General features: G+C 47.1%; 12 protein-coding genes, 3 tRNA genes and 1 rRNA gene. All 16 read left to right on the forward strand.

Features of this window, described 5'->3' with window-relative positions; translation table 11 throughout:
• Positions 1 to 312, forward strand: a 23S ribosomal RNA gene (locus LUCIF_RS20845); the annotation flags it as partial.
• Between the two features lie 51 nt (positions 313 to 363).
• Positions 364 to 438, forward strand: a tRNA-His gene (locus LUCIF_RS20850).
• Between the two features lie 19 nt (positions 439 to 457).
• Positions 458 to 534 (forward strand) — tRNA-Met (locus LUCIF_RS20855).
• A gap of 10 nt (positions 535 to 544) precedes the next feature.
• Positions 545 to 618 (forward strand) — tRNA-Gly (locus LUCIF_RS20860).
• Positions 619 to 906: 288 nt separating this feature from the next.
• Positions 907 to 2,205, forward strand: a complete 1,299-nt coding sequence (locus tag LUCIF_RS20865; RefSeq protein ID WP_122629768.1) for a TolC family protein — start codon at positions 907 to 909, stop codon at positions 2,203 to 2,205.
• Between the two features lie 52 nt (positions 2,206 to 2,257).
• Positions 2,258 to 3,430 carry an efflux RND transporter periplasmic adaptor subunit gene (locus LUCIF_RS20870; protein ID WP_122629769.1) on the forward strand — a complete coding sequence of 391 codons (1,173 nt, stop codon included), beginning with the start codon at positions 2,258 to 2,260 and terminating at the stop codon, positions 3,428 to 3,430.
• 12 nt (positions 3,431 to 3,442) lie between these two features.
• Positions 3,443 to 6,610, forward strand: coding sequence for an efflux RND transporter permease subunit (locus tag LUCIF_RS20875; RefSeq protein WP_122629770.1), 3,168 nt, complete (start codon positions 3,443 to 3,445; stop codon positions 6,608 to 6,610).
• 184 nt (positions 6,611 to 6,794) lie between these two features.
• Positions 6,795 to 7,640, forward strand: a complete 846-nt coding sequence (gene licT, locus LUCIF_RS20880; RefSeq protein WP_122629771.1) for a BglG family transcription antiterminator LicT — start codon at positions 6,795 to 6,797, stop codon at positions 7,638 to 7,640.
• Between the two features lie 139 nt (positions 7,641 to 7,779).
• Positions 7,780 to 9,633: a beta-glucoside-specific PTS transporter subunit IIABC gene (locus LUCIF_RS20885; RefSeq protein WP_122629772.1), complete on the forward strand. Its 1,854-nt coding sequence runs from the start codon at positions 7,780 to 7,782 to the stop codon at positions 9,631 to 9,633.
• Positions 9,634 to 9,655: 22 nt separating this feature from the next.
• A complete protein-coding gene (locus LUCIF_RS20890) occupies positions 9,656 to 11,113 on the forward strand; it encodes a glycoside hydrolase family 1 protein (protein ID WP_122629773.1) in 1,458 nt (485 codons plus the stop codon).
• A 125-nt stretch (positions 11,114 to 11,238) separates the two neighbouring features.
• Positions 11,239 to 11,799 (forward strand): rubrerythrin family protein, encoded by a 561-nt coding sequence (locus LUCIF_RS20895; protein ID WP_122629774.1) that lies wholly within the window; start codon positions 11,239 to 11,241, stop codon positions 11,797 to 11,799.
• A 113-nt stretch (positions 11,800 to 11,912) separates the two neighbouring features.
• Positions 11,913 to 12,848, forward strand: a complete 936-nt coding sequence (locus LUCIF_RS20900; protein ID WP_122629775.1) for a bifunctional helix-turn-helix transcriptional regulator/GNAT family N-acetyltransferase — start codon at positions 11,913 to 11,915, stop codon at positions 12,846 to 12,848.
• Positions 12,849 to 13,243: 395 nt separating this feature from the next.
• Positions 13,244 to 16,174, forward strand: a complete 2,931-nt coding sequence (locus LUCIF_RS20905) for a sigma 54-interacting transcriptional regulator (protein WP_122629776.1) — start codon at positions 13,244 to 13,246, stop codon at positions 16,172 to 16,174.
• A complete protein-coding gene (locus LUCIF_RS20910) occupies positions 16,167 to 16,637 on the forward strand; it encodes a PTS sugar transporter subunit IIA (protein ID WP_122629777.1) in 471 nt (156 codons plus the stop codon). The genes LUCIF_RS20905 and LUCIF_RS20910 overlap by 8 nt, the downstream gene beginning before the upstream one ends.
• 106 nt (positions 16,638 to 16,743) lie before the next feature.
• Complete coding sequence (locus tag LUCIF_RS20915; protein WP_122629778.1) at positions 16,744 to 17,031, forward strand: PTS sugar transporter subunit IIB; 288 nt, start codon at positions 16,744 to 16,746, stop codon at positions 17,029 to 17,031.
• A 51-nt stretch (positions 17,032 to 17,082) separates the two neighbouring features.
• Positions 17,083 to 18,357 carry a PTS galactitol transporter subunit IIC gene (locus tag LUCIF_RS20920; protein WP_122629779.1) on the forward strand — a complete coding sequence of 425 codons (1,275 nt, stop codon included), beginning with the start codon at positions 17,083 to 17,085 and terminating at the stop codon, positions 18,355 to 18,357.
• Positions 18,358 to 18,392: the final 35 nt, after the last annotated feature.

Raw genomic sequence — 18,392 nt, forward strand, 5'->3', positions numbered from 1 at the left:
GAACGTCGTGAGACAGTTCGGTCCCTATCCATCGCGGGCGTAAGAGACTTGAAGGGAACTGCTCCTAGTACGAGAGGACCGGAGTGGACGGACCAATGGTGTACCAGTTATCCCGCCAGGGGTACAGCTGGGTAGCTACGTCCGGAACGGATAAACGCTGAAAGCATCTAAGCGTGAAACCAGCCTTAAGATGAGGTCTCTCATAGTGTAGACTAGTAAGACCCCTTAGAGATGATAAGGTAGATAGGCCAGGTGTGGAAGTCCTGTAAGGGATGAAGCTGACTGGTACTAATCGGTCGAGGGCTTGACTTCATTTTTTGCTCATCTTTCTTCTGGGTAGTTTTGAGGGAACAAACTACTATGGTGGCTATGGTGAAGTGGTAACACGGCGGATTGTGGCTCCGTTATTCGAGGGTTCGAACCCCTCTAGTCACCCCATTATCTCATTTAGATATCCGGCGGCGTAGCTCAGTTGGCTAGAGCATGCGGTTCATACCCGCAGTGTCCGGGGTTCAAATCCCTGCGCCGCCACCAACTTTATATCGCGGGTGTAGCTCAATGGTAGAGCACTAGCCTTCCAAGCTAGCTACGAGGGTTCGATTCCCTTCACCCGCTCCAGCGGATTAGACAGCACAGATTTATTCTGTGCTGTTTTTTTTTATAATTTAGCGATAGTAGCACCATGTCTATATTTTCCATTTTTAACCAAATTCTAATCAGAGTCTAATCAGGGATTAATCTTTAAGGCCTATGCTTTGAACAGATCGGCTTTGGCGATTTACTTCGGAAAAACCGGCAATTCAGTGGAGAGTCGGAAATAGCGCCAAATTGACATAGAAATGTAACAAACTTGTAAAGTTCGGTTTGTATAATTAAGAAACCGAAATTTTAGGAGGTCCTTTTTTTATGAACAAAATTCAACGCTGTGTGTCAATACTTATACCCATTATTGCGTTAACGGCACTGACTCCGGTAGTGCTTGCAGCCCCTGTTGAGTTATCGCTCGATGAGAGCATTGCTTTGGCCCTAAAAAATAATTACAACATTAAATACTATAATTCGGCCAGAGAAAAATCGTATTGGGCCCTGAAGGAAGCGGAGAAGAATAAGGGCGTTTCCGTAACTTACACGCATACCGACGAACGCTATAATACGCCGCCTTCTGTCCTGTACGGTACCGACTCATATACATATACCAACGATTTTGACAACACCGTAGCCCTCAGTGTTCCCATTTATTCCGGGAAAAAATTGGAAGGTGAGATTGATGAGGCCAATCTTGCTCTCAAAGAAGCCGACCTGGATGTGGCTGTGGCGAAGCAGCAGCTTAAGCTCGATGTCATCACCGACTACTTTAACGTGTTGGAATACCGCAACGAAGCTGCGGTGGACCAGGCGACCGTAGACAACTATAAGGAACATTTGGACTTAGTTAATGCGAAATTTGATATCGGCATGGTGGCGAAAACGGATGTACTGACGAGCCAGGTTGATTTGGCAGATGCCCAGGATACGCTGATTCAGGCCCAAAATAGTTATCATAATGCGGTAGCTACTCTGAACAATGCTATTGGCCTGTCCCATGGGACCGAACTGGTTTTAAAAGATGAATTTAAATATGAAAAATATCCGTTGACCCTGGAGCAATGTCTGCAATATGCCGAAGAGCACCGGCCCGAAATTGCGCAGTATGAAGCCAAAGTCACCAGCGCCAAAGACGCTATCCAAGTTGCCAAGAGCGGCTATTTGCCAACCGTCGATTTGACGGCCGAGCAGGGTTGGTATGATAGCCATTTGCCCGGAGCCAAAAACAGCAACTGGCTGGTCAAACTGACGACATCTATTAATTTGTTCGATACCGGACTGACCGATTCCCAGGTGAAACAGGCGCAGCATAATGTGGACATGGTATCGGACCAGGCGAAGCAAGAACGCGATTCAATCCTGCTAAATGTCCGCCAGTATTATCTGAGCATGGGCGAAGCGGAAAAACGGATTGAGACCAGCAAAGTTTCGGTGAATCAGGCGGAAGAAAATCTAAGGATTGAAAAAGAACGGTATAAAGTCGGGGTCGATACCAACCTGGACCTGCGGGATGCGGTACTGTCCCTGGATTCCGCGAAAAAAACGGCGATTAAGGCCTTGTACGACTTTAACACCTACCGGGCGGAACTGGAACAGGCCATGGGAATCCCGGTGAAATAACGGCGTTTATGGTGTTGTGAACATGCATTTTTATAAGTGGGAGGACGAGTTAGTGAATATAAAACATTCCAAAAAGCTGTACTGGGGAATTCTCATCCTGGCTGTTTTGGCCGGCAGTGCAGCCGTATACAAAGGGTTAGCGCCCAAAATGCAAACGGGTCCGCTGCCGCAGGCGGTCGATGTGAAAGCCATGCAGGTAGTCAAGCAGGATACGGCCCAAAGCTATAAATTTGTCGGTGAAGTCCAATCTAAAAATGAAGTAGCAATTATCTCGAAAGTAGCCGGCAACATTGTGGCCAAGATGGTGAAGGGCGGCGATATTGTTTATAAAGGACAGCCCCTGTTCCGCATTGATGACAAGCAATACAAGTCGGCCATATTATCGGCCCGGGCCAGCTTAAACCAGGCGGAGGCCACGCTGAATAATGTCCGGAAAGATGTGGATCGATACCAGCAGCTAGCGGCGATCCAAGGGGTTTCCCAGCAAACCCTGGATGCGGAAATGGCCCAGGAAGAAGAAGACGCTGCCAGTGTGGAAACATACCGGGCCAATTTGCAGCAGGCCGAGGAGAATGAGGCGGATACCTTAATCTGTTCGCCCGTGGACGGCCGGATGGATGTGAATGACCTAAGCATCGGCGCTTATGCTGCGGCGGGGTCGACGACCCTGGCCACGGTATCTTCCCTGGATCCGATTTGGGTTCAGTTTAGTATGAGTGAAAATGAATATTTGGATTTACTGCAGCAGGGCAATGGCGCATTACCAGCAAGTTTCAGGGATAATCTTAAACTTACGCTGAGCAATGGAGCGGCCTACCCTCTACAGGGCCATATTGAGCAAATCGATAAAGGCATAAGTGACACGACCGGCACCATTACGTTAAAAGCCTCGTTTGATAATCCGCAAAAAATGCTGCTGCCGGGAATGTTTGCGCAGATAACCGCCCAGGGGCCGATGCTCAAGGATGCTTTGCTGGTGCCGCAAAAAGCGGTCAAGCAAATTTTGGACGACACCTTTGTTACTGTAGTGACCGCCGAGAATAAGGCGGAAAGCCGGCCCGTAAAGCTTGGGGACAAAATCGGGACGGCGTGGGTAGTCGTAACCGCAGGTCTTAACGCCGGTGACCGCGTAGTTGTGGAAGGAATCGACAAAGCGAAACAGGGAACGGTGTTAAATGTAACGATAATAAATCCGGATGATTTGCAGACTCCGGCGAAACAATAGGGGGGATCTTATATGGCTAAATTTTTTATTGACCGCCCTGTTTTTGCCATCGTTTTATCTATTGTGATTACTCTAATCGGTATAACTGCGGCGGTAAACCTGCCTGTAGCCCAATATCCGCAAATTGCCCCCCCTACGGTTACCGTCAGTACAGCTTATACCGGGGCCAATTCCGATGTGGTTGACAAAACCGTGGCCCAGGTCATTGAGGATAAAGTCAACGGCGTGGAAGGGATGACCTCCATGTCTTCCAACAGTACTGATTCCGGGTCCTATTCGCTCCAGGTCCAGTTTGAGTCCGGTATAGACACGAATACTGCCGAGATTCAGACCCAAAGCCGGGTGGCGGAAGTAAATGCGTCGCTGCCCAGTACGGTTCAGACAGCAGGTGTTACTACCCGGAAAAATTCAGATGCTATGGGTTTGGTTTTTAATCTCTGGTCACCGAATGACGCCTATGATGTCAACTTTTTAAAAAATTACGGGACGATTTACCTTATCGACGCCATTAAACGGGTTAAAGGGGTCGGGGATGTAATGGCATTCGGTTCCGACTACAGCATGAGAATTTGGCTGCAGCCGGAAAAGATGGCGCAGCTGGGGGTTTCGACCACGGAAGTAACCGATGCTATCGAAGCGCAAAATGTCCAGGCAGCGGCGGGGTCCCTGGGGCAAATGCCGGCGGATTCCAGCCAGCAGTTTCAATATACGGCCAAAGTAAAAGGCCGTCTCTCTACGCCGCAAGAGTTTAAAAACATTATTATAAAAGCCAAATCGGACGGGTCGGTAATTCACCTGGGGGACATTGCCCGGGTGGAATTGGGCAGTCAGGATTATACCTATAGCACGATGGTGAACGGCCATAGGTCGGCGGGGTTTGGCGTTGAGCTGACCAGTGACGCCAATATCCTGGAGACCATCAGCAATGTGAAAAAAGTGCTGGCCCAGGCGGCGGAAAATTTTCCCGCTAATCTGCAATACAAAATTGTTGTCGATAATACCCAATTTATTCGCGAATCCATGCTGGAAGTGGTGAAAACCTTTGCCGAAGCGCTGCTGCTGGTGGTCATTGTGGTATTCCTTTTCCTGCAGAGCTGGCGCGCCACGCTGATTCCGATGCTGGCGGTGCCGGTTTCCTTGCTGGGCACCTTTGGGGCGTTCAGCGCACTGGGTTTTACGATCAATACCTTAACTTTATTTGCTATGGTAATGGCCATCGGACTGGTCGTTGACGACGCCATTGTGGTAATTGAGGCGGTGGAACATCATATGCGGTATTCCGGGCTGACGCCTTTGGACGCTACTAAGCGGGCTATGGGTGAGGTGTCCGGACCGGTCGTGGCCATTGCCTTTGTGTTAGCTTCCGTCTTTATTCCCGTAGCTTTTTTTGGCGGGATGATGGGGATTCTCTATAAACAATTTGCCATAACCATTGCTATTTCCATGGCCCTGTCGGCGGTGGTGGCACTGTCCCTTACGCCGGCCCTTTGCACGCTGCTGCTCAAACCTTATGACCCGGAAGCCCATAATGGACTGATTGGCCGGTTTTTTGCCGCCTTTAATTGCTGGTTTGAGAGAAATGTCGAGCGGTATGGGGCCGGGCTGGCCAAAGTGATTGGCAAGGCCCGCCTGTGTATGGCGCTATTGGCTGTTTTGCTGATTTGTCTCGGTGGATTGTATAAATTGGTGCCGTCCTCTTTTGTGCCGGATGAAGATCAGGGCTATTATATTACATCGGTTACTCTGCCGGAGGCGGCAAGCCTGAACCGGACAATGGACACTATGAAGGAACTTACCCAGAAGATCGGTTCGCAGCCGGGAGTCACCAACGTTATGGCGATCTCCGGCATGGATTTATTAGGCGGGGGTTCGAAATCGAACAGCGGGACCATGTTTGTTTCCCTTGCGCCGTGGGCGCAGCGGGAAAAACCGGAATTAAAGGTGAATGGCGAAATCGCGCAAACGTTTATGGAGGGAGCGCATTTGCCGGAAGGGACGGTTCTTGCCTTTCAGCCGGCTTCCCTGCCGGGAATGGGAAGGGTTGGCGGTTTCACGCTGATGCTGGAGGACCAAAACGGCGGCAGCCTGGAGGATCTGGACAAGGTAGCGCAAGAGTTTGTTGCGGCGGCGAAAAAGCGGCCGGAAATCGGGTCCATTACCTCCAATTTCAGTGTGAGTACGCCGGAGTATGAATTTGAAGTGGACCGGGCCAAGGCCGAAAAAATGGGGGTAGCCGTGGACGACGTATTTACAGCTTTGCAGGCTTTTCTTGGGGGATTGCATGTCAACGACTTTAACAAATTCGGCCGGACCTACGAGGTGATCGTGCAGGCGCAAGCTCCCTACCGCAACGATGCCGACGCCTTGCGCTACCTGTTTGTGAAAAGTTCCAATAGTACCATGGTGCCGCTAAACACCTTATTAAAGCCCAAACGGGAAAAAGGTGCGCCGATCATTAGCCGCTACAACGGGTTTCAGGCAATACAAATCAGCGGCAGCCAGGCGTCCGGCTACAGTTCCGGCCAAGCCATGACCGCCCTGGAGGAAGTGGCGAAGCAAACCTTGCCCAGCGGTTACACGTATGAGTGGGCCGGTGAGAGCCGGGAGGAAAAGGTTTCCGGCAATCAGGCGCCGATCTTATTTGGTATGGCTTTTGCTTTTGCCTTTTTGTGCTTAGCGGCGCTTTATGAGAGCTGGAGCGTGCCCTTTGCCGTTTTGCTGGCTGTGCCGACGGGAATCTTTGGCGCCTTTTTGTTTCAGTATCTACGAAATCTGCAGAACAGTATTTATATGCAGATCGGCCTGGTTATGCTGATCGGCCTGGCCGCCAAAAACGCCATCTTAATTGTCGAATTTGCCAAGGTCAGGGTGGATAAAGGAATGCATCCGGTTCAGGCGGCCATTGAAGCGGCGAAAATCCGGCTGCGGCCAATTCTGATGACGTCTTTAGCATTTATTATCGGCTGCCTTCCGCTGGCTATCGCCACCGGGGCCGGGGCCGGCGCCAGAAATTCGATGGGAACGGCCGTAGTCGGCGGCATGTTTACCGCGACTTCCCTGGGAATCTTCCTCATCCCCGTTTTGTTTGTCGTGGTGGAAAAAGTCACCGTCAAAATGAAAACGTTGTACCCGGGGAGAAAGTCCGCAGAAGAAAAGAATTTCCAGGACATAAAGGAATAACTAATAATAATGTTTGACAATTATGAAAAAATATGGTCAAATATAAATATCTTCTAAAGACATTTATATAACAAGGATTGTTACTGTTTGGCAGGCAAAACCTAATCTGTGTAAGAATAGCATTATGCTATTCTTGCATTGCTTAGGTTTTTTATTATAATAATTTGCGGCTGGGCGAGAGAATATGGAAATAAAAAAAGTATTTAATAATAACGTAGTCCTGGCAGAGAATGAAAAGCAAATGGAAATGGTAGTAATGGGGCGCGGGCTTGCTTTTCAAAAAAAGACCGGTGACTGGATTGATCCTGCCGGGATTGAAAAAACTTTTGTTTTGGAACGGCAGGGGATTTCGGAAAAAATTGCCGACTTACTAAAGGAAACGTCCGACCAGTATTTGGGACTTGCCGATAAAATTATTTCCTATGCCAAAACGGCGTTGAATAATAAATTGGATGATTATTTATATGTCGCATTGACGGATCATTTAAGCTTCGCCATTAGCCGTCATAAGCAGGGTTTTCATTTGCCAAATGCCTTGCTTTGGGAAATCAGAAAGTTTTACAAAGAGGAATTTAAAGTCGGGTTGAAAGCACTGAAGATTATTGCGGCCGAAACAGGAATCCAATTACCGGAGGATGAAGCGGGGTTTATTACGATCCACCTGGTCAATAGCCAATTTCCGGGCAAAGGTATGGAGCCGATGGCCGAAATTACCGGTATGATTAGTCATATCCTGAATATTGTAAAGTATCATTATCAGATGGAATTGAATGAAACAACCGTCAGCTATGAACGGTTTCTGACCCATTTACGTTTTTTTGCCTTGCGTTTAACCCGTAAGGATAGCAAAATATACGAAGAGGAAGCCGATTTTTTCTTTGAGCAAGTGAAGACGAAATATGCCAAAGCCTTTCAATGCAGCGGCAAGATTGCTTTATATATACAACAAACGTATAACCGCCGGCTTTCCTGTGACGAAAAGATCTATTTAACCCTGCATATTCAGCGGGTTACGAACCGGCAAGAGTAAATTTTATATAGCAATGGGATTGTTACTATGTTTAGGCAAAACCTAAGTTGATAACCCTGCAGGCAGGTAATTTTACCTGCTTGTTACAGAGGTTCAATTTAGGTTTTTATTTTATTTAAAACCGGAGAGGAGACGGAAAATGGATTATTCTCAATTGGCTGCGAACATTATCTGCAATGTGGGAGGAGAAGAAAACGTGATCTCTCTTGTACATTGCGCCACCCGCCTGCGATTTAAGCTAAAAAACCGAAATGACGCCGATAAAAAAGCGATTAAAAATCTGCCGGGTGTGCTGCAGGTTGTTGAAAGCGGCGGACAATTTCAAATTGTTATCGGCAACGAAGTCAGCGATGTTTATCGTGCGATTGCTAAAATGACCAGGCTTGACCTCACCGGCGAAGGAAAAAATACCGGCAAACCGGCTGGCAGCTTGCTGAATCAGGCTATTGACCTAATTTCGGGAATTTTTACCCCGCTGCTGGGGGCCATGGCCGGCGCGGGTATGCTGAAAGGGCTCTTGACCGTGGCGGTAGCCCTGAACTGGTTAACGCCAGCAGAGGGAACCTATCAAATTCTCTTTGCCGCGGCAGACAGCTTGTTCTATTTTTTGCCGCTTGTTTTGGCATTTACAGCCGCCAGAAAGTTTGATACGGACCCTTACGTAGCCGTTATTGTGGCAGGAACCCTGCTGTATCCGGGACTGGTTGCGGCGTTGAATAAAGGGATTTCCCTTTCGTTCCTGGGGATTCCGGTGGTTTTAACAAATTATGCAACTTCCGTGGTTCCCATTATTCTGGCCGTTTACGCCCTGTCAAAACTGGAGCCGCTCTTGAATCAGCGGATTCATGCCAGTGTCAGGCGTTTTTTAACTCCCTTGATCCTGTTAGTCGTCATTGTGCCGCTGACCCTGATTGTCTTTGGTCCCTTTGGAACCTATGTAAGTAAATGGATTGGTGCCGGATACTCTTTTATCTATGAAGGCAGTCCTATTTTAGCCGGTATCTTTATGGGAGCGTTTTGGCAAACCTTCGTTATTTTTGGCTTGCATTGGGGGCTGGTGCCGATCATGATCAACAATTTAACGCAATATGGCGCCGATACGTTTGCGACTTTGATAACACCGGCCGTGTTTGCGCAAGCGGGAGCAGCGCTGGGGGTTTGGCTGAAGTCCAAGCAGCGGGAAGTCAGGGAAATCGCCGGTCCCGCCGCATTATCCGGCATTATTGGGATCACCGAGCCGGCTATTTATGGAATCACCCTGCGATATAAAAAACCGTTTATTTTAGGAAGTATCGCCGGCGCCATCGGCGGCGGTGTGGCCGGACTTTCCGGTGCGGCCGCTTTGGCTTTTGCTATTCCCGGGTTAATGACCCTGCCCGTATTTTTCGGCAAGGGATTTGGCATGTTTGCCGGCGGGATTGCGCTGGCGTTTGGACTCGCTGCGGTTTTAACTTATTTCTTTGGTTATAAGGATGAAAAAGAAGCACAGGCTGCGGCCGCAGAAGCGGCTGCCGGCGTCAGGCCGGACGTATTATTCAATAAAGGCAATATCGCCAGTCCGCTTACGGGAAGGCTGCTCCTTTTAAGGGACGTGAAGGATAAGGTTTTTGCCTCCGGGGCGCTGGGCAAGGGGATTGCGATCTTTCCGAAAGAGGGCAAGTTGTTTTCGCCGGTCAATGGAATTGTTACTACGGTATTCCCTACGGGCCATGCCATTGGAATTACTGCGGAAGACGGCATCGAGGTGTTAATTCACGTGGGATTGAATACGGTCCAGCTTGTGGGCCAGTTTTTTGACGTTATGGTGGAGCAGGGATCTGCCGTTAAACAAGGAGACTTGTTGCTGCAATTTAATATGGAAGAAATTGAGAAAGCAGGTTATGATTTAAGTACACCGGTTATTATTACCAATTCGGATTGTTATCTGGATGTAATTCCGGCGGACGAAAAAAACACCCAAGCGGGCGAGTTACTATTGACGATTGTAAAATAAATGGAAGGAGAGGCATACAGTTATGATGAGAAAATTTCCAAAAAATTTTTTGTGGGGTGGCGCGGTTGCGGCAAATCAGGTGGAAGGCGCTTTTGAGGTCGACGGCAAAGGCTGGGCGATTACCGATATAGTGAAACGGGTAGCGCCGGAAGAACGCAAGCAATTGAAACTGCCCTTTCCTACTTCCCGGGAAGTAGCAACGGCGGTAGCGGACCGGAATGACAAGCTGTATCCCAAACGCTACGGGATTGATTTTTATCACCGGTATAAGGAGGATATTGCTTTATTTAAGGAACTTGGATTTACTGCGCTGCGGGTGTCTATTGCCTGGAGCCGCATTTTTCCCCGGGGAGACGAACTGGAACCCAATGAGGCCGGACTTTTATTTTATGATAAACTTTTTGCCGAGCTGAGCCAAAATGGCATGCAGCCTGTTGTCACTTTATCGCATTATGAGATGCCCTTGCACCTTTCTCAAGTCTATGGCGGCTGGACAAACCGTAAAGTCGTAGACTTTTTTGCGCGCTTTGCCGGGACGGTCATCCGGCGTTATCAGGACAAGGTCAAATATTGGATTACGTTCAATGAGATTAACTCGATTTTAATGAGTCCCTTTATTAGTGCGGGAGTTCTGCGGGATCAAGTGGCGGAGAAAGACCTGCTTGCAGCCCAGTTCCAGGCGGCGCATCACCAATTTGTGGCCAGCGCCAAGGCGGTGGAAATTTGCCACCGGGTCATTCCGGACGGAAAAATTGGCTGCATGGTGGTAGGTATGATTAATTATCCTAACAGCTGTCATCCGGAGGATGTTCTGGCGGCGCTGCAGGATCAAAGAAAGACGCTGTTTTTTACCGATGTTCAGGCGCGGGGCCATTATCCCGCCTACATGGCAAGATTATTTGCCGAAAATGGAATTGTAATTGAAAAAGAGCCGGGTGATGATGCCCTTTTGCAGGCAAACCTTGTTGATTTCATATCGCTAAGTTATTATATGTCCACCGTTTCCGCCCGTCCTGAAACGGCCGGCGAGCAATCACCGGGAAATCTCTTTACAGGATTAAAGAATCCCTATTTAAATGCGTCCGACTGGGGGTGGCAAATTGATCCTACCGGTCTGCGCACCTTGTTGAATATGCTATATGACAGGTATGAAAAAGCGCTTTTTATTGTGGAAAACGGTCTGGGAGCCTTTGATACCGTGGAAAAGGACGGCAATATTCATGACAATTACCGGATTGAATATCTGAAGCAGCATATTCAGCAAATGAAACAAGCCGTTATCGACGGCGTGGAACTGATCGGCTATACGGTTTGGGGGCCGATTGATTTGATTAGTTTTTCTACTTCCGAAATGTCGAAGCGGTATGGATTTATCTATGTCGACCAGGATGACGACGGGAGCGGAACGCTGCAAAGAAGCCGGAAAGACAGTTTTTACTGGTATCAAAAGGTAATTGCCAGTAACGGGGAAACTGTGTAAAGCAATCAAATTCTTAGAGAAAAAAATTTTTGCTAATCGATGGCAAAAACAGCAGGAAAAACTAATTGCAAATTGAAGTTAAATAATAATAAATATAAAATGATGGATATATAAGGAGTGATAATATGCCCGTTAAAAATGACATGACTGCTGATTTTTTGCGTTCTGCTTACGGCGGAGAATCGATGGCCCATATGCGGTATCTGATTTGGGGTGATCACGCGGAAAAACAGGGGATGCCCAATATTGCCCGGCTATTTCGCGCCATTGCTTTTGCCGAGCAGGTTCATGCCGCCAATCATTTTAAGGAGTTGGGCGAGCTGCCGGGCGGGGCGGCTGTGACTTCGGGCGCAGTATTCGGTTTCGGCTCCGTGGCCGAGAATCTGCAGGGAGCCATCGACGGAGAGGTTCATGAAATTGAGCAAATGTATCCGGTATATTTGCAGACAGCCCGGTTTCAGCAGGAAAACGGCGCGGAGCGTTCCTTCCGTTATGCCCTGGAGGCGGAGAAAATTCACGCGAAAATGTTCAAGACCGCTCAGGATGCGGCGAAAACCGGTAAGGATATGAAACTGAAAGAAGTATATGTCTGTCCGGTTTGCGGCTATACCGGGGATGGTGAGACGCCGGATTATTGTCCTGTTTGCGGTGTCAAAAAAGACTTGTTTAAACGATTTTCCGCTTGAAATCAGCATGAGCTGGGGAGAAAATCCGCAGCTCATTCTTTTAGACAGGTGGTTGACTGAGTCAAGTAATTTTATTATAATAACAGTAATATGGCAACGGAGGAGGCATTCGTATGGATTCTGCCGCTACCCCTTTGATACAAAGCATCCGTCGATTTAACCGGTTTTATACCAATATTCTCGGTCTTTTGGACCAACATATGCCGGACAGTGATTTTTCGCTGTCCGAAGCCCGCGTACTATACGAAATTGGACATACCGGAAATTGTACTGCGACCAAGCTGATTGAGGAACTAAGGATGGATCCGGGCTACTTAAGCCGAATGATAAAACGCTTTGAGACGCATAGCCTTATATACCGGGTAAAGTCGCTGGAAGACGGCCGGCTGTATTATCTTTATTTGACGGAGCAAGGAAAGAAGGCTCTTTCCAAACTGGATGCGCTGTCGGACCGGCAAATTGCGCAAATGATCGGCCGGCTGGCGGCAGAAGAGCAAAAAGAGCTTATAAATGGGATGAAAACCATTGAGACGGCGTTAGCGGCAAAGCCGGTACTTGCCGAAGAATCGGTTATTATCCGGTCGGAGCTGAAACCGGGAGATGCAGGCTGGCTAATTTATCTGCACGGCTGGATTTATGCCGAAGAATGTGGTTATAACAGTGTATTCGAAGGCTACGTCTGTAAGACTTTCTATGAATTTCTTGTTGCATACAATCCGAATAAGGACCGGCTCTGGCTGGCGGAAGCGAACGGAGAAATAGTTGGTGCGGTTGCAATCGTCGGACATTCGTCCCCAAAGGCGCAGTTGCGATGGTTCATTCTGCATCCTCAATTTCGAGGCAGGGGTCTTGGCAACAGGTTGCTGAGTGAGGCCCTGCAATACTGCCGGGAGAAAGGAGTCGGGCGGGTATTTCTCGAGACTACGGAAGATCAGAAGACGGCGATTGCGATGTATCGGAAAGCAGGGTTTAGAAAAGTGGCGGAACACGAAAATAACACCTGGGGAAAGACTCTGATTGAACAGACTTATGAATTGAATTTGCTATAATTATGCAAATGAAGGATTCGAGTTTTTACAACTGACAGAGCCGTTTGAGATAAACATAACCCGTAACATTGCTGCGGGTTATGTTTATTTTTTTTAATGAAAATTGGATGACGAAAAATTGTGAATTTTCAATGGCGGAGCGGGACAAAAAATGTAATAAAATACGAAAATAGTAAGTCCTTTATGAAAATTGTAAATTTATCTAGAGGATATAACTTATATTTTACGAATATCAGACGCTACGGCCTTTTATGGTTAGGAGGAGCAATAAACAACAGCAATGCCGGACGGTGGGATAATAAACAATAGCCGGGAGCGAGGTTTACTGTAATACTACCAAAATTTAAAAAAACTTGGCATAGGACTTGCGATAATAATGGGCAGGAGGGTTAACTGTGAAAAACAAACTCCAGGATATCATTTCGCTAGAGAGCCGGAAAGAACCGTATACCGATATGGAGCTAAGTGAGAGGATGTCAGTAAGCCGCGAGTACGTTACTTTACTGAGAAAGGAACTAAACATTGCCGATTCACGGGAACGAAAAAAACTCTATATTTGTACCGAGATCCAGGAAATATTGAATTCCCAGCCAACCATCTCCTACCGTAAGCTATCGCAGATTATGAAGGAGAAAGGCTATGGCCTTTCCCGCTATTTACTCGACAAGTATCTCGATGAGGTACGCAGCAGCCGGGGGGAAGACAGCCGGGCCGAAGGCAGGGAAATCATGCCGGAAGGGCAGCCGGAAAGAGAAAGCGAAACCTATCAGGCTTTTGCCAATCTGGTTGGCAGTACGGGCAGTCTGGAAGTACCTATTCAGCAAGCCAAAGCCGCGATGATTTATCCGCCCAACGGTTTGCATTGTCTGATTCTGGGAGAAACGGGAGTCGGCAAAAGCGAATTGGCAGAAGCCATGTATAAATTCGCGGTGGAAACCGGTCGCTTGAAAAGCGATTCTCCGTTTATCGTTTTTAACTGTGCCGATTATGCTGAAAATGCGCAACTGTTGATGTCTCACTTATTCGGTCACGTTAAAGGCGCTTATACCGGCGCCGTTGGTGAACGGAAAGGTCTTATTGAACAGGCTCACGGAGGCGTGCTGTTTCTGGATGAGGTACACCGGCTGACCTCCGAGGGTCAGGAGATGCTGTTTCAGTTAATTGATAAGGGCCAGTTCAGAAGGCTGGGGGAATCGGAGTTTGTCCGTATGGCAAAGGTGCAGCTCATTGCCGCCACTACGGAAAATACGGAAACAACCCTTTTAGCGACATTTAAACGCCGTATACCGATGATCATTGAACTTCCTTCATTAAATAAACGGCCGTTGCGGGAACGGTTAAATTTGATCACCCGGTTTTTCGGTTATGAGTCTACGCGGATGAATGCGCCGATTCAGGTGCGTCTCGATGTTCTTAAGGCTCTGTTATTATATGACTGTTTAGGCAATATCGGACAGTTAAAGAGCGACATCCAGGTGGTTTGTGCGAAAAGTTTTCTTACTTATGTGATGGACAAAGACGAATATGTCAAGGTGGAAGTGGCCGACTTAAGTATCCATGTCAAAAAAGGGCTGATGAAGATAACCCATAAACGTCAGGAAATGGAAGCCCTAATTTGGCAGGATTTTATCTTCCGCCCTGACCGGTATCTCGATGCGAACGAAATTGATAACGATATCTACAGTTTTCCGAAAGAATTTTATAGTTATATTGAAAAGTCTTACGTCACTTATAAGAAGCAAGGCTTAAATACCAAAGAAATTAACCGGATTCTTGGCAGTGAAATTGAAAGAAAATTGCAAAGCGTCATAAAACATGTGAAAGATAATGGCGCACCGATTTCCCGGGAAGAAATCGCTAAAGTTGTAGGGGCGGAAATTACGGCAATCGTTGAAGAAATCCTAAAGATAGCCGAGAAACGGTTAGGTGAATTGGATACATCCATATTTTACTGTCTGGCGATTCATTTACATGCCACTTTTAATCGTTTAGATCAAGGCCGGGAAATTGTTAACCCGAATTTAGATGAGATAAAAGAAAAGTTCCGGAATGAATATGTTGTGGCCGTGGAGATGGTAGAATACCTGAAAAATCAATGGAGTATTGATTTGCCGGATGATGAAGTCGGCTATATTACATTGTATCTGCAGGGAAATAAGAAAGAGAATGAAGGTAAGGTTGGCGTTCTGGTAGTGACGCATGGCAACGCCGGCGCCGCTATGCTGGAAATCTCCAATAAGCTTTTAAATGTGAATCACGGGCAAGCCTTGGCGATGGCTTTAGAGGAAAGTCCGACGGATGTTTTGGAACAACTGATTACGTTGGCGGAAGCCGCTGAGGAAGGGAAAGGAGTATTGCTGCTGGTAGATATGGGCTCCCTCCTTACCTTTGGTGAAATTATCGGCGAACGTACGGGCATCACCATAGAAACCATTGAAAGGGTGGATACGGTGATGGTTATTGAAGGCATTCGCCGCAGCATATTGCCGGGGTCTAAATTAAGTGATGTAGTAAGTGCGATTGAAAATTTAAATTATATTTCCAAGAAAGGCCGCGTCAACCGGCGAATTTTAAAACGGCCTCAGGCGATAATTACCATTTGCCTGACCGGGGAAGGGATTGCCCTGCATTGCAGCCGCTATCTGAAAAAAATATTTGGCAATCAACTAATTGGCATCAAATTAATTAATATGGGTGTTATCGGGAAATTGGATATGTATAAGCAAATCCAGAGTTTGGGTAATCAATATGACATTGTTGCTATTATTGGCAGCATCGATCCGCAATATCCCGGCATTCCCTATATTTCTTTAGATGATCTGTATCATGACAACAGTAAAGAACGTATCTTGCGGTTACTTGAGTATTCGGGCGATAGCCGGAGCAGTGCCGTCAATAGCAGCTTGGTTCCGGCAGTAGTGCGGGAAGCACAGATTACCCTGAATTTACAGAGCAAAAACAAGCAGGACGTAATAAAGAATATTTGCGACCGGCTGCTCAAAGAAGGGTATGTGAAAAAGGGATATTATGAAGCGGTTTTAAAGCGGGAACGAATGGGGAGCTTTATTATCAATCAGGAGGTTGTTTTGCCGCACGCGGATAGTAGTTATGTGAACCGTCCGACCGTCGTGATTGCCAAAATGGCAGAACCGGTTTTATGGGACCGAAATAATAAAGTATCCATTGTATGTCTATTAGCCTTAGATATACATGGAAAAGACGGGGTGCGGTATTTATACAACAAATTTAAAGATCAGAATATTTTGCTAAAACTTAAGCAGTCACAGTCAGAACAAGAATTTAAGGGGGTTCTACTCAATGAGTGAAATTAGTTTTGATGAAACATTGATTTTAATTGATTTACAGGTTGACAGCTATGCGGAAGTACTGAAGTTTATGGCAGCCAATTTGCACGATAAGGGATTTGTGAAAGAAAGTTATGCCGCGGCTGTTATCGCCCGGGAACAGAAATTTGCCACCGGCCTGCCGACGGAAGGCTGTGGTGTTGCCATACCGCATACTGATATTGAGCATGTAGCGAAGGCGGCAATCTGTTTCGGTATTCTGAAAAAAGAAGTTCCTTTTGGCATCATGGGGGAAGAAACCGCCACCGTGCCGGTAAAGCTGGTTTTTATGCTGGCCATGAATACCGCGCATACGCAGTTGGAACTGTTGCAAAAATTGACACAGATCTTTCAGGAGCGAGAAACCTTAAACTGTTTAGCGAACGAGAAATCGAAAGCAAAAATAAAAGACATTATAAGCCGGAAATTAAACTTAGCGGGATGAAATCCGCCGGGCATTGATTCTCAGTTTATTATCTCATAAGCAATTATGGGACAATAATACGCCGCTTTATAACAAACCGGCAGACTTTATGGGAGGAGGTGATATAATGAACCGGCAAAAAGTGGTATTGGTCGCCTGCGGCACGGGTATAGCAACATCAACTGTTGTGTCGCAAAGAGTCGAGGATTTAATAAAGGCTCACGGGATAAACGCCAGAGTGATCCAGTGTAAGATCGCGGAGGTAGCAGGGTATGAGGAGGGAGCCGATTTACTGGTAACAACCACAATTGCATCAAGAAACTATAAAATTCCCGTAGTTAAGGCCATGAACTATTTGACCAACCTAAATACGGAAAAAGTTGACCAGGCGATCCTTGATGCGCTAAACGGATAAACGGGACAAACTCTGGCGCTTGCCCAAAAAAATTACATGGGGGGAAATGCTATGTTATTACATGTCGTCCAATATATTTTGAATCTGGGACCAACTGTAATTCTGCCGCTTACCATTACCATAATCGGCATGATATTCGGCCAGGGCTTTAAGAAAGCTTTTAAATCGGGTCTTACCATCGGTATCGGTTTTGTCGGCATTAATTTAGTCGTCGGCTTACTTACCAGTAATTTGGGAGCCGCAGCTCAACAAATGGTAGAACGATTCGGCTTTCACTTAAATGTTCTTGATGTTGGCTGGCCGGCGGCGGCCGCAATTAGCTGGGCTTCCCCGATCGCAGCGATCATGATACCGATTGCCATGCTGGTAAACCTGATCCTGTTGTTATTAAAAGCAACCAATGTAGTTGATATTGATATCTGGAATTATTGGCACTTTACAGCAGCAGGCGCAACCGTATTTGCTCTAACTCATGGCAGTTGGGCCATGGCGATTATGGCCGGCATTTTGTATGAAATTGCAGTTCTTAAAATTGCCGATTGGACGGCTCCCATGGTACAGGATTTCTTTGATCTGGAAGGGGTATCCTTGCCGACCGGTTCCACGGCAGCCTGCGGTCTGATCGGCATTCCCATAGCAAAGGTAATCGGTATGATTCCTGGCATTAAAAGCTTAAAGGCGGATCCGGAAACCATTCAGAAACGGTTTGGTATTTTCGGTGAACCCATTATGATCGGATTAATTCTTGGGGCAATTATTGGCCTGTTAGCCGGATATGACATTGGTAAAGTGCTGCAACTGGGGGTTGCAATGGGCGGCGTTATGTTCTTAATGCCCCGGATGGTTAAGATCTTAATGGAAGGATTAATTCCTGTTTCTGAGTCAGTTAGAGAGTTTTTACAAAAGAAAAATTTCGGCAAAGACAGAAAACTGACGATTGGCCTGGATGCGGCGGTATCGGTCGGTCATCCGGCAGTCATTGCAACCGCCCTTGTTTTAGTTCCGATAACGATTTTCCTGGCAGTCATATTGCCCGGCAACCAGGTTTTGCCTTTTGGGGATTTAACTACGATTTGTTTCTACGTTTCCTTTATAGTGGGATCCACCCGGGGCAATATTGTTCATTCGGTTATATCCGGCGCCGTGGTAATGGGCTTAGGCTTATTAATGGCAACGAATATTGCCTCGTTCCATACCGAAATTGCCAGAATGGCTCAATTTACCATGCCGAAGGGAACCACGATGATTTCCAGCCTGGATTTGGGCGGCAACTTTTTGAATTGGCTGGTAATCAAGGTATTCCAGGTATTTACGGGTACATTCTAAAGCCGGTAGCGAATTAGTGAAGCCGTTTCCTATAC

Source organism: Allolucifera butyrica, from assembly GCF_900476375.1.
Taxonomy (GTDB): Bacteria; Bacillota; Negativicutes; order Sporomusales; family UPPP01; genus Lucifera; species Lucifera butyrica.

What these genes read in the sequence shown, in the direction of transcription:
- LUCIF_RS20865 (WP_122629768.1), top strand. Translation starts at nt 907, where the DNA reads ATGAACAAAATTCAACGCTGTGTGTCAATACTTATACCCATTATTGCG.
- LUCIF_RS20875 (WP_122629770.1), top strand. Translation starts at nt 3,443, where the DNA reads ATGGCTAAATTTTTTATTGACCGCCCTGTTTTTGCCATCGTTTTATCT.
- licT (WP_122629771.1), top strand. Translation starts at nt 6,795, where the DNA reads ATGGAAATAAAAAAAGTATTTAATAATAACGTAGTCCTGGCAGAGAAT.
- LUCIF_RS20885 (WP_122629772.1), top strand. Translation starts at nt 7,780, where the DNA reads ATGGATTATTCTCAATTGGCTGCGAACATTATCTGCAATGTGGGAGGA.
- LUCIF_RS20890 (WP_122629773.1), top strand. Translation starts at nt 9,656, where the DNA reads ATGATGAGAAAATTTCCAAAAAATTTTTTGTGGGGTGGCGCGGTTGCG.
- LUCIF_RS20895 (WP_122629774.1), top strand. Translation starts at nt 11,239, where the DNA reads ATGCCCGTTAAAAATGACATGACTGCTGATTTTTTGCGTTCTGCTTAC.
- LUCIF_RS20900 (WP_122629775.1), top strand. Translation starts at nt 11,913, where the DNA reads ATGGATTCTGCCGCTACCCCTTTGATACAAAGCATCCGTCGATTTAAC.
- LUCIF_RS20910 (WP_122629777.1), top strand. Translation starts at nt 16,167, where the DNA reads ATGAGTGAAATTAGTTTTGATGAAACATTGATTTTAATTGATTTACAG.
- LUCIF_RS20915 (WP_122629778.1), top strand. Translation starts at nt 16,744, where the DNA reads ATGAACCGGCAAAAAGTGGTATTGGTCGCCTGCGGCACGGGTATAGCA.
- LUCIF_RS20920 (WP_122629779.1), top strand. Translation starts at nt 17,083, where the DNA reads ATGTTATTACATGTCGTCCAATATATTTTGAATCTGGGACCAACTGTA.